This is a genomic window from Nocardioides sp. LHD-245, from assembly GCF_030929495.1.
In the GTDB taxonomy this organism is placed as follows: Bacteria; Actinomycetota; Actinomycetes; order Propionibacteriales; family Nocardioidaceae; genus Nocardioides.
This window is the reverse complement of sequence record NZ_JAVFWN010000025.1, coordinates 46927-58527: the sequence shown is the minus strand read 5'-3', so window position 1 is coordinate 58527 and position 11601 is coordinate 46927. Positions and strand designations below refer to the sequence as shown.

The window sequence follows — 11601 nt, the reverse complement described above, 5'->3', positions numbered from 1 at the left end:
ATCGGGCGACGCTTCGGCCAGCGCTTCGCCGAGCAGGCCAGCAGGGTCGACAATGTGTGGAGCGGTCATCGTGATGGTCCGTTCGAGAGAGCTGTGAGAGGTGAACTCGAAGGATCACGCGGTGGCCGCGTCTACGTCCACGACCGGGACGAACTCGGCGACCGCGCTACACCACTATCGGGGACTCAACTTCCACGGACTTACCCGCGGGCATCTGCTGCGCGAGGTGGCCCGCTTCCGGCGCCGTCGGGGAGTGGTCCAGTGTCGTCAGCTCGCTGCGCTCGTCGATCCGCGCGTCGAGTCGCACCGCGAGGCCTGGGTCCTACTGGAGCTCCACGATCAAGGGTTCCCGCGACCGGAGCCGCAATGGTGGATCAAGGTCGCCGGAGTGCCGACCTATCGACTCGACTTCGCCTACCCATCCGCCAAGGTATGCGTGGAGTACGACGGGGAGGACTTCCACGACCTGACCGACCAGCAGCGGCGCAACGACCGGGAACGGCGACGCTGGCTGCGGGAGAACGGCTGGACGGTGATCGTCGTCAAGCGCGGCGACTTCACCAGCCCGGCCACGGACCGATGGATCCGAGCTGTCGACCAAGCCCTTGCGGCGACGTACACGAACCGCCGCTGGCCGAAGTGGTGACAGGTCTGATCAGGATCGCCGGCTCAAGGGGTCAGAAGTGACGACTCAAGGGGTCAGAACCGACGACTCAACCACCGATGGCGGACATGGGGCGGTCGGGCTGCAGGAAGGTCGGGTCGTCGATGCCGTGACCGGGGAGCTTGCCCCACATGGCGGCCCGCCAGCGCTCGGCGAGCTCCTCGTCGTCGGCGCCGGCGCGCATCGCGAGTCGCAGGTCGGACTCGGAGCGGGCGAAGAGGCAGTTGCGGACCTGGCCGTCGGCGGTCAGCCGGACCCGGTCACAGTCGCCGCAGAAGGGTCGGGTGACCGACGCGATCACGCCGACCGTGGCGGGGCCGCCGTCGACGAGGAAGAGCTCGGCGGGGGCGCTCCCCCGGGGCTCGGACGCGGGCGCGAGCCGGAACACGGCGGAGAGCGACGCCAGGATCTCGTCTGCGGTCACCATCGCGTCGCGGTCCCAGCCGTGCTGGGCGTCGAGCGGCATCTGCTCGATGAAGCGCAGGTGGTAGCCCCGCTCCAGGCACCACGCCAGCAGCTCGGGCGCCTGGTCGTCGTTGACGCCGCGCAGCAGCACCGCGTTGACCTTGACCGGCCCCAGGCCGGCGGCCTCCGCCGCGGCGAGCCCCTCGACCACGTCGGCGAAGCGGTCGCGTCGGGTGATCTGGTGGAAGGTCTCGCTGCGGATGGTGTCGAGGCTGACGTTGGCGCGGCTCAGGCCCGCCTCGGCGAGCGCGTGGGCGGTCCGGGCCAGGCCGAGGGCGTTGGTCGTGATCGACATCTCGACGTCGGGGTCGAGAGCGCGCACGCGGCGCACGATGTCGACCAGGCCGCGGCGTACGAGCGGCTCACCGCCGGTGAACCGCACCTCGTCGACGCCGAGCCGCTGGACCGCGACCCCGATCAGCCGGACCACCTCGTCGTCGGTGAGCTGTTCGTCGGACGGCAGCCAGTCGAGGCCCTCGGGTGGCATGCAGTAGGTGCACCGCAGGTTGCAGCGGTCGGTCAGCGACACCCGCAGGTCCGTGGCGGTCCGCCCGTGCTGGTCGAGGAGAGGCTGCACCCCATCAGTCTAGGCCCGCCGTGGTCGTGGCTACCGTGGTGCCGTGTTCTCCTGGCTGTCCTCGTGGCGCTTCCTGCTCAGTCGCCGCTGGGTTCTCTTCTTCGTGGCGATCATCGTCGTCGGCTGGGCGACCTGGTGGCTCGGCGAGTGGCAGTTCGGCCGCCTCGAGGACCGCAAGGACCGCAACGCCGTCGTCCGGGCCAACGAGGACCGCGCCCCCGCCGACGTGAGCGAGGTGCTCGCCCCGGGGCGGAAGGTCCGCGAGGACGACGAGTGGCGGGTCGTCACGGCCACCGGAGAGTACGACCGCGACGACACGGTCGTGGTCCGCTACCGCACCCGCAACGGCTATCCGGGGGTCGAGGTCGTCGTCCCCCTCGACACCGCGTACGGTACGACGCTCCTGGTCGACCGGGGCTGGTTCGGCACCGACGATCCTCTGATCAAGGGCGCCGCGCTCCCCGCTCCCCCGCCGGGGCAGGTGACCATCACCGGCTGGGTCCGGGCCGACGGCACCGGGCGGAGCACCGACGTCGACGACCACTCGACCCGGGCGATCGCCAGCGGACCGATCGGCGAGGCGATCGACCGGGAGGTCTACACGGGCTTCGTCGCCCTGAAGTCCGAGGACCCGCCGTCCGCCGAGGAGCTCGCTGCGGTCCAGCTGCCCGAGCTCGACGAGGGCCCGCACTTCTTCTACGGCCTGCAGTGGTGGTTCTTCGGCGTCCTCGCGTTCGGCGGCTTCCTCTACCTCGCGTGGGACGAGCGCAGGCTCGGGCCGCGCGGCCAGCGGACGGGCGGCCAGCGCCGGTCCGGGGGGCCGTTCTCGCGTCAGAGCGGCCGGAGCGCCCCGCCGTCGACGGGCAACATCACCCCGGAGAGGTACGACGCCGCGGGCGAGAGCACGAACGCGGCCACCCGGCCGAACTCCTCCGGCACGCCGTAGCGCCGCAGCGGGATCTGCGCGGACGCCCTCTCCCGAGCGGCCTCGGGGTCGCCCTGGGCGGAGTCGAGCTCGACGATCCGCTCGGTGCCGATCCGGCCCGGCAGCAGGCCGTTGACACGGATCCCGCGCGGACCGAGCTCGTCGGCGAGGGTCTTGGCCGCCATCGCCAGGCCGGGGCGCAGACCGTTGGAGATCGCCAGGTCGACGATCGGCTCGCGCACGCTGGTGGACAGCACGAACGCGATCGAGCCGCCCTCCCCCAGCACCGCCCCGACCTCGCGGGCCAACCGGACCGCCCCCAGGAAGACCGAGCCGAACGCGGCCGTCCACTGCTCGTCGGTCATCGCGGTGATCCGCCCCGGGGGCGGCCCGCCGACGCTGATCAGGACGCCGTCCACCCGCCCCCAGGCGTCCCGCGCGGCGGCGAGCAGTGCGGCCGGCGTACCGGGGTCGGCGTTGTCGGCGACCACGCCGCGGGCGCGATCGGGGCCGCCGAGTCCGGCCGCGGCCGCCGCGACCGACGCCGCGTCGCGTCCCGACACGACGACGCGCGCGCCGTCGGCGACCAGGGCCTCCGCGGTCGCGCGGCCCAGGCCGCGGGTGGCACCCGTGAGCAGGTAGACCCGGTCCTTCAGTTGCAGATCCATCAGGAGCCCTCCATCGACTCGATCGCCTCGGCGATCCGCGACACCGGTACGACGTCGGGCGCGCCCTTGCGCGCGGCGTCGGCCGTGTGGTCGTCCGGCTGCCGCTGGCTCTCGCGCTCGGCCTCGACGCGCTTGAGGTAGTGGTCCACCTCGCGCTCGGTCTGGTCGGCGTCCCAGCGCAGATGGCCGCGGACCAGGTCGGCGACGTGGGGCGCCGCGCCGGCCCCCCGGTCGAAGGTCTCGAACGAGACCCGCAGCCGCCGGGTGAGGATGTCGTCGAGGTGCCGCGCCCCTTCGTGGGTGACGGCGTAGACCGCCTCGGCGCGGAGATAGTCCTCCGCACCGGGCAGCGGCTCTCCGAGCTCCGGCTCGGCGGCGATCAGGTCGAGCACCTCCAGCACCAGCGACCCGTAACGCTCCAGCAGGTGCTCGACGCGGTTGATGGCCAGCCCGGACTGGGCGGCGAGCGCCCGGCGCTGGTTCCACAGCGCCTGGTAGCCGTCGGCGCCGACCAGCGGCACCCGCTCGGTCACGCACTCCCCCGCCTTGCGGCCCAGCACGGTCTCCAGGCCGTGGACCGCCTCGTCGACGGCGTCGGCGGCCATCACGCGGTAGGTCGTGTACTTGCCGCCCGCGACGACGACCAGGCCGGGCACGCTGTGTGCCACGGCGTGCTCGCGGGAGAGCTTCGAGGTCGCCTCGGACTCGCCGGCGAGGAGTGGGCGGAGGCCGGCGTACACGCCCTCGACGTCGTCGCGGGTCAGCGGTACCTCGAGCACCCGGTTGACGTGCTCGAGGAGGTAGTCGATGTCACTGCTGCTCGCCGCCGGGTGGTCCTTGGAGAGCTCCCAGTCGGTGTCGGTGGTGCCGATGATCCAGTGCCGCTTCCACGGGATCACGAAGAGCACCGACTTCTCGGTGCGCAGGATCAGACCGGTCTCGCCGCGGATCCGGTCGCGCGGCACGACCAGGTGGATGCCCTTGCTGGCCCGCACCTTGAACTGCCCGCGCTCGCGCGCCATGGCCTGCGTCTCGTCGGTCCACACCCCGGTCGCGTTGATCACCTGGGAGGCGCGGATCTCGAAGCGGTGGCCGGTCTCGAGGTCGACGACCTCGGCGCCGACGACGCGCTCACTCTCCTTGATCAGCCCGAGCACCCGGGTGCGCGAGGCCACCGCCGCGCCGTACGTCGCCGCGGTGCGCGCCAGGAACATCGTGTGCCGGGCGTCGTCGACCTGCGCGTCGTAGTAGCGGATCGCGCCGACGAGCGCGTCCTTGCGCAGCGACGGGAAAGCCTTGCGGGCGCCACGGCGGGTGAGGTGCTTGTGCAGGGGCAGTCCGTCGCCGTAGCCGCTCGCCTTCGACAGGGCGTCGTACATCGCGACGCCGGTGCCGGCGTACCAGCGCTCCCACGCGAGGCCCGTGAGCGGGTAGAGGAAGGGCACCGGGCGCACCAGGTGGGGAGCCAGCCGCTGCATGAGCAGGCCGCGCTCCTTGAGCGCCTCGGCGACGAGCCGGAAGTCGAGCATCTCCAGATAGCGCAGGCCGCCGTGGATCAGCTTGGAGCTGCGGCTCGAGGTGCCGGAGGCGAAGTCGCGGGCCTCCACGAGCCCGACGGTCAGGCCCCGGGTGGCGGCGTCGAGCGCGGCGCCGGAGCCGACCACGCCGCCACCGATGACGAGCACGTCGAGGTGCTGCGTCTCGAGCCGCTTGAGCGCGGCGCCGCGGGCGCGCGGAGAGAGCGCTGCGGGGTTCATCGGCCCACCTCCACCCAGTCGAGGGTGCGTTGCACGGCCTTCTGCCATTGGGCGTACCCGGCGGCGCGGCGGTCCTCGTCCCACCGCGGCTCCCAGCGGACGTCCTCGCGCCAGTTGCGGCGCAGCTCGTCGGTGTCGCGCCAGTAGCCGACCGCCAGCCCCGCCGCGTACGCCGCGCCCAGCGCCGTCGTCTCCGGCACCATCGGCCGGGACACGGGTACGCCGAGGACGTCGGCCTGGATCTGCATGCACAGGGCGTTGAGGGTCACCCCGCCGTCCACCTTGAGCACCTCGAGCTCGACCCCGGAGTCGGCCGACATCGCCTCGATCACGTCTCGGGACTGGTAGCAGATCGCCTCGAGCGTCGCCCGGGCCACGTGGGCGTTGGTGTTGAACCGCGACAGCCCGACGATCGCGCCGCGCGCGTCGGAGCGCCAGTAGGGTGCGAAGAGCCCGGAGAAGGCGGGCACGAAGTAGACGCCGCCGTTGTCGTCGACCTGGCGGGCCAGCGACTCCGACTCCGCCGCGCCGCTGATGATGCCGAGCTGGTCACGCAGCCACTGCACCGCCGAGCCGGTGACCGCGATGGACCCCTCGAGGGCGTAGACGCACGGTGCGTCGCCGAACCGGTAGGCCGGCGTGGTCAGCAGCCCCGCTCGGGACCGGACGATCTCGGTGCCGGTGTTGAGCAGCATGAAGTTGCCGGTGCCGTAGGTGTTCTTCGCCTCGCCCGGCGCGAAGCAGACCTGGCCGACCGTCGCGGCCTGCTGGTCGCCGAGGATGCCGGTGATGGGCACCTCGCCGCCGAACGGGCCGCGGGCGCGCGTGACGCCGTACGGCGTGGTCGCCGACGACTCGCGGATCTCGGGCAGCATCGCCCGGGGCACTCCGAAGAAGCCCAGCAGCTCGTCGTCCCAGTCGAGGGTCTCGAGGTCCATCAGCATGGTCCGGCCGGCGTTGGTGACATCGGTGACGTGCACGCCGCCGTCGGGTCCGCCCGTCAGGTTCCACAGCACCCAGGTGTCGGGCGTGCCGAAGATCACGTCGCCTCGCTCGGCGCCCTCGCGCGCCCCGGTCACGTTCTCGAGGATCCACTGCAGCTTGCCGCCGGAGAAGTACGTCGCCGGGGGCAGGCCGGCGCGATGGCGGATCACGTCGCCGCGGCCGTCCCGGTCGAGGACGGCGGCGATCACGTCGGTGCGGGTGTCCTGCCAGACGATCGCGTTGTGCAGCGGACGGCCGGTGCGGCGGTCCCACACGATGGTGGTCTCGCGCTGGTTGGTGATCCCGATCGCGGCGAGGTCCTCGGGGCCCAGACGTGCCTTGCCGAGCGCGGTCTGCACGACCGCGGAGGTGCGCTCCCAGATCTCGACGGGGTTGTGCTCGACCCAGCCGGCCCGGGGCAGGATCTGCTGGTGCTCGAGCTGGTGCCGGGCGATCTCGGAGCCGTCGTGGTCGAACACCATGAAGCGGGTGCTCGTCGTACCTTGGTCGATCGCCCCCACGAAGCGTGCCTCAGCCATGGCCACCACCCTAGAGATCCCGCCTACAGGTGTCGCCTGCTGCATGCCGCGACGCCGCCGCCTGTGGGCGGGATCTCCTAGGGTGAGAGGCATGCCAGCAGTCGCCGCCCGCGCCATCGACCTCCAGAAGCGCTACGGCGCGGGTGACTCCGAGGTCCGCGCCCTCGACGGGGTCTCCCTCGACATCGCCGCCCGTGAGTTCACGGCGATCATGGGGCCGTCCGGGTCGGGCAAGTCGACCCTCATGCACTGCCTCGCCGCCCTCGACACGCCGACGTCGGGCGACGTCCGGATCGGCGACGTGACCCTGTCCGGGCTGCGCGACAAGGCGCTCACGACCCTGCGGCGCGAGGAGGTCGGCTTCGTGTTCCAGGCGTTCAACCTGGTCCCGACGCTGACCGCGCGCGAGAACATCCTGCTCCCCCTGAGCCTCGCCGGACGCAAGCCCGACCGGGAGTGGTTCGACACGGTCGTCGACACGGTCGGGCTGCGGGACCGACTCACGCACCGGCCCTCCCAGATGTCGGGCGGCCAGCAGCAGCGCGTCGCCTGCGCCCGAGCCCTGGTGAGCAAGCCCTCGATCGTGTTCGCCGACGAGCCGACCGGCAACCTCGACAGCACGTCGGGTGCGGAGGTCCTCGGCTTCCTGCGGCGCAGCGTCGACGAGTTCGACCAGACCATCGTGATGGTCACCCACGACCCCGTCGCGGCGTCGTACTGCGACCGGGTGGTGTTCCTGGCCGACGGCCGGATCGTCGACGAGATCCGCTCCCCCGACCGGGAGCAGATCCTCGAGCACATGACCGCGCTGCAGGCCGCGGCCGTGCGCGGGCAGGTCTGACGTGCTGCGACTGACCCTGCGCACGCTCCTGGCGCGCAAGGTGCGGCTGCTCATGAGCGGCCTGGCGATCGTCCTCGGCGTCGCGTTCCTCGCCGGCGTGCTCGTGTTCAGCAACGCGCTGTCGGCGACCTTCGACAGCATCATCAACGGCTCCACTCCCGACGGCGTCGTCCGGGCCCAGGACACCGACGAGTTCAGCGGCGGCGTCGGCGGGCAGTCGGCGCAGGCGATGACACCGGAGGTGGTGGCGAGCCTGGCCGCCCTGCCGGAGGTGGCCCGGGCCGACGGCGACGTGGCCGGCGCCGGCCTCAACCTGCTCGCCAGCGACGGAACCCTCGTCGGCGGCACCGGCGCCCCGACGCTGTCCTTCAACTACCACGACGGCCCCAACATGCGGGGCGAGCAGGCCCTCCTCCTGAAGAGCGGCAGCTGGCCCACCGCCGACGGCGACGTCGTCCTCGACCAGCGGGCGGCCGAGTCGGGCGGCTACGACCTCGGCGACGACGTCAAGCTGCTCGCGCCGTTCGGGGACCTGGATCGCACCGCGCGGCTCGTCGGCATCGCGGAGTTCAACGGCGGCGGCACGGCCGGCGCCACGCTGCTGATCTTCTCCACCCACCAGGCGCAGGAGATCTTCTACCAGGGCCGGGACGTCTTCAACCGGATCAGCCTGACCGCGGCCGACGGCATCACCCAGAAGGAACTGGTCGCGGCCGCCGACCGGGTCCTGCCGCCGGGGTTCGAGGCGGTGCCCGGGACCCAGGTGGCGAAGGACTCGCAGGACGCCGTGGGCGGCTTCCTCGACGTCATCACGATCTTCCTCACCGTGTTCGCGATCATCGCCGTCCTCGTCGGCGGCTTCATCATCGTCAACACCTTCTCCATCCTCGTGGCCCAGCGCAGCCGCGAGCTGGCGCTGCTCCGCGCGCTCGGCGCCTCGCGCGGCCAGGTGACCCGTTCGGTGCTGGTCGAGGCCTTCGTGCTGTCGCTGGTGTCCTCGACCCTGGCGATCGGCCTCGGGCTGCTGCTGGCACGGGGGCTGGCCGCGATGTTCCGTTCCTTCGGCCTGGACATCGCCGGGCGGGCGCTCGACCTGACCGGCGACACCGTCCTCACCAGCTATGTCGTCGGCGTCGGCGTGACCATGATCGCGGCGTACCTGCCGGCCCGCCGGGCCGGACGGGTCGCCCCGGTCGCCGCCATGCGCGCCGACGCCACCTCGGAGGGCTCGTCGCTGCGACGCCGGACGGTCATCGGCGGCCTGGTCCTGGCCGCCGGGGCCGGTTTCGCGACGTACGGCGTCGTGGACTCCGACGCCCTGTGGATCGGCGTCGGTGCGGTCCTCTGGCTCCTGACCGTGGCCGCGCTGAGCCCCGTCATCGGCAGGCCGGTGCTCGCCGGGTGTCGTACCCTCTTCGCCGGCCTCTTCGGGGCGACCGGGCGCCTGGCCGGCGAGAATGCGCTGCGCGACCCGCGGCGTACCGGCGCGACGGCGTCCGCACTGATGATCGGCCTGGCCCTCGTGTCGACCATCGGCGTCCTGGCGGCGTCCCTCAACGCGTCCATCGACGACGTGGTCGACGACCAGTTCACCGCCGACCTGCTCGTGCAGAGCCCGGCCTTCCTGCCGTTCTCGACCGAGATCGGCGACCGGATCGCGACGATCGACGGGGTCGGCGTGATGACCCGGCAGCAGTTCACGTCCGCCCGGTACGACGACGAGTCGGTCTTCGTGACCGGCGTCGACGACCGCTTCGCCGACGTCTTCGACCTCGACGTCGTGACCGGCACCGACCATCCCTCCGGCGACGGGGCCGTCGTGACGACGGGCTTCGCCGCGGACCACGACCTCACGGTCGGCGACCCTCTCGACCTGTCCTTCCCGGGCGCCCAGCGGCTGCGGGGCGAGGTCGCCGGCATCGTGGAGGAGAGCGAGGTGACCTCCGAGGTCGCCGTGCCGCTCGACGCTCTGACCGGGGCCGGCGTACTGCGCCAGGACACCTCGCTCGGGATCCTGCTGGCCCCCGGCGCCGATCCGCGGGTCGTCCACGACCAGGTCGACGCGGCAGCCACCCCGGCGCCGATCGTCGGCGTCTACGACAAGACGGAGTTCGCCGACCAGATCCGCGGCCAGGTCAACCAGCTGCTCTACATCATCTACGGGCTGCTCGCCCTCGCGATCGTGATCGCCGTGATCGGCATCGTCAACACGCTCGGCCTCAGCGTCATCGAGCGCACCCGCGAGATCGGCCTGCTGCGCGCGGTCGGGATGAGCCGCACCAAGGTCCGCCGGATGGTGACCCTCGAGTCGGTGACGATCGCCGTGCTCGGCGCGGTTCTGGGCATGGCGCTGGGCCTCGTCGTCGGCACCCTCCTGCAGCGCGCCCTCGCCGAGGACCTGACCAGCCTCGGGCTGCCCGTCGCTCAGCTCGTGGCGTTCCTGGTCGTGTCCATCGTGGTCGGCGTCCTGGCCGCCGTCATCCCGGCGATCCGGGCCGCGCGGCTCGACGTACTGGACGCGATCGCGAACGAGTGAACTCCGACGGGTGGACCCGTCCGCGTCGTACCCGGCTCAGGCGAGGGCGACCAGGTCGGCGTAGTCGGGGCTCCACAGGTCCTCGACGCCGTCGGGGAGGATGAGCACCCGGTCCGGCTCGAGCGCGTGCACAGCGCCCTCGTCGTGGGTGACCAGCACGATCGCGCCCTCGTAGCGACGGATCGCGTTGAGGACCTCTTCGCGCGAGGCCGGGTCGAGGTTGTTGGTCGGCTCGTCGAGGAGCAGCACATTGGCCGCCGACACGACCAGGGACGCCAGCGCGAGCCGGGTCTTCTCACCGCCGGAGAGGACCCCGGCGGGCTTGTGGACGTCGTCCCCGGAGAAGAGGAAGGAGCCGAGCACGGAACGCGCCTCGGTGTCGGTGAGCTCGGGCGCGCTGGACTGCATGTTCTCCAGCACCGTGCGGCCGACGTCGAGGGTCTCGTGCTCCTGGGCGTAGTAGCCGACCTTGAGGCCGTGTCCGGCGACGACCTCGCCCGTGTCGGCCTTGTCGACGCCGGCCAGGATGCGCAGCATCGTGGTCTTGCCGGCACCGTTGAGGCCGAGGATGACCACCCGGGAGCCCTTGTCGATGGCCAGGTCCACGGCGGTGAAGATCTCCAGCGCGCCGTACGACTTCGAGAGGTCGTGGGCGGACAAGGGGGTCTTGCCGCAGGCGGCCGGGGTCGGGAACTTGATCGCCGCGACCTTGTCCGTCTGCCGCTCCCCCTCGACGCCCTCGAGCAGGCGCTCGGCGCGCTTGAGCATCTGCTGGGCGGCGCTGGCCTTGGTGGCCTTGGCGCGCATCTTGTTGGCCTGGTCGGTGAGCGTCTTGGCCTTGTTCTGGGCGTTCATCAGCTCACGCTTGCGGCGAGCCTCGTCGGTCTCGCGTTGGGTGAGGTAGTTCTTCCAGCCCATGTTGTAGACGTCGATCACCGAGCGGTTGGCGTCGAGGTGGAAGACCTTGTTGACCGTCTCGCCCAGCAGGTCGTTGTCGTGGCTGATCACGATGAAGCCGCCCTTGTAGGACTTCATCCAGTCCCGCAGCCAGGTGATCGAGTCGGCGTCGAGATGGTTGGTCGGCTCGTCGAGGATGAGGACCTCGGCGCTGGAGAAGAGGATCCGCGCCAGCTCGACCCGGCGCCGCTGGCCACCCGACAGGGTGCCGAGCGGCTGATCCATGAGCCGGTCGGGGATGCCGAGGCTCTGCGCGATCTGCAGCGCCTCGGTCTCGGCGGCGTACCCGCCGCCGGCGTCGAGCTCGTCCTGCGCCCGCTGGAAGCGCCGGAACGCCTTGTCCCGCTCGGTGGGGTCGTCGGAGGCCATCGCGATCTCGGCCGCGCGCATCCGGCGGACGGCGTCGTCGAGCCCGCGCGCGGACAGGATCCGGTCGCGGACGATGACCTCGGGGTCGCCCACGCGGGGATCCTGGGGCAGGTAGCCCAGCTCGCCGCTGTTGGCGACCGACCCGCCGGCCGGCAGTACGTCACCGGCGAGGACCTTCGTCAGGGTCGTCTTTCCGGCGCCGTTGCGGCCCACCAGGCCGACCTTGTCGCCGGGGCCGACGCGGAAGCTGACGTTCTCCATGAGGAGTCGCGCACCGACGCGAACCTCGAGCTGGTGCACGGTGATCATGACGCGACGA

At 71.9% G+C, this 11601-nt stretch carries 9 protein-coding genes; 4 read left to right on the top strand and 5 right to left on the bottom strand.

The features are described 5' to 3' along the window. Positions 1 to 121 precede the first annotated feature (121 nt). Entirely contained in the window at positions 122 to 646 is a 525-nt protein-coding gene (locus tag RB608_RS27380) for a DUF559 domain-containing protein (RefSeq protein WP_308091270.1), read from the top strand. Positions 647 to 713: 67 nt separating this feature from the next. Here RB608_RS27380 and moaA read toward each other — a convergent pair whose 3' ends face one another. After that, positions 714 to 1706 carry a GTP 3',8-cyclase MoaA gene (gene moaA / locus RB608_RS27375; protein ID WP_308091269.1) on the bottom strand — a complete coding sequence of 331 codons (993 nt, stop codon included), beginning with the start codon at positions 1704 to 1706 and terminating at the stop codon, positions 714 to 716. 43 nt (positions 1707 to 1749) lie between these two features. Between moaA and RB608_RS27370 the strand changes: the two genes are divergently transcribed. After that, positions 1750 to 2652, top strand: a complete 903-nt coding sequence (locus RB608_RS27370) for an SURF1 family protein (protein ID WP_308091268.1) — start codon at positions 1750 to 1752, stop codon at positions 2650 to 2652. On the opposite strand, the gene RB608_RS27365 is transcribed toward RB608_RS27370, so the two are convergent. From RB608_RS27365 to glpK, 3 genes are read right to left on the bottom strand one after another with little or no spacing between them, the layout of a single operon-like run. Then, positions 2538 to 3299 carry an SDR family oxidoreductase gene (locus tag RB608_RS27365; RefSeq protein ID WP_308091267.1) on the bottom strand — a complete coding sequence of 254 codons (762 nt, stop codon included), beginning with the start codon at positions 3297 to 3299 and terminating at the stop codon, positions 2538 to 2540. The genes RB608_RS27370 and RB608_RS27365 overlap by 115 nt on opposite strands. After that, entirely contained in the window at positions 3299 to 5056 is a 1758-nt protein-coding gene (locus RB608_RS27360; RefSeq protein WP_308091266.1) for a glycerol-3-phosphate dehydrogenase/oxidase, read from the bottom strand. Before RB608_RS27360 ends, RB608_RS27365 begins: the two co-directional genes overlap by 1 nt. Further along, a complete protein-coding gene (gene glpK, locus RB608_RS27355; RefSeq protein ID WP_308091265.1) occupies positions 5053 to 6579 on the bottom strand; it encodes a glycerol kinase GlpK in 1527 nt (508 codons plus the stop codon). Before glpK ends, RB608_RS27360 begins: the two co-directional genes overlap by 4 nt. A gap of 91 nt (positions 6580 to 6670) precedes the next feature. Between glpK and RB608_RS27350 the strand changes: the two genes are divergently transcribed. Together RB608_RS27350 and RB608_RS27345 are read left to right on the top strand one after the other, a co-directional pair. Further along, positions 6671 to 7420, top strand: a complete 750-nt coding sequence (locus RB608_RS27350; RefSeq protein WP_308091264.1) for an ABC transporter ATP-binding protein — start codon at positions 6671 to 6673, stop codon at positions 7418 to 7420. A 1-nt stretch (position 7421) separates the two neighbouring features. Then, a complete protein-coding gene (locus RB608_RS27345) occupies positions 7422 to 9956 on the top strand; it encodes an FtsX-like permease family protein (protein WP_308091263.1) in 2535 nt (844 codons plus the stop codon). 36 nt (positions 9957 to 9992) lie between these two features. Here the strand turns inward: RB608_RS27345 and RB608_RS27340 are convergent, their stop codons facing one another. Continuing rightward, positions 9993 to 11591 (bottom strand): ABC-F family ATP-binding cassette domain-containing protein, encoded by a 1599-nt coding sequence (locus RB608_RS27340; protein ID WP_308091262.1) that lies wholly within the window; start codon positions 11589 to 11591, stop codon positions 9993 to 9995. Positions 11592 to 11601: the final 10 nt, after the last annotated feature.

Excerpts from the sequence above, each read along its gene's own strand:
- RB608_RS27340 (WP_308091262.1), bottom strand. The coding sequence starts at position 11,591 with ATGATCACCGTGCACCAGCTCGAGGTTCGCGTCGGTGCGCGACTCCTC.
- glpK (WP_308091265.1), bottom strand. The coding sequence starts at position 6,579 with ATGGCTGAGGCACGCTTCGTGGGGGCGATCGACCAAGGTACGACGAGC.
- RB608_RS27365 (WP_308091267.1), bottom strand. The coding sequence starts at position 3,299 with ATGGATCTGCAACTGAAGGACCGGGTCTACCTGCTCACGGGTGCCACC.
- RB608_RS27360 (WP_308091266.1), bottom strand. The coding sequence starts at position 5,056 with ATGAACCCCGCAGCGCTCTCTCCGCGCGCCCGCGGCGCCGCGCTCAAG.
- RB608_RS27350 (WP_308091264.1), top strand. The coding sequence starts at position 6,671 with ATGCCAGCAGTCGCCGCCCGCGCCATCGACCTCCAGAAGCGCTACGGC.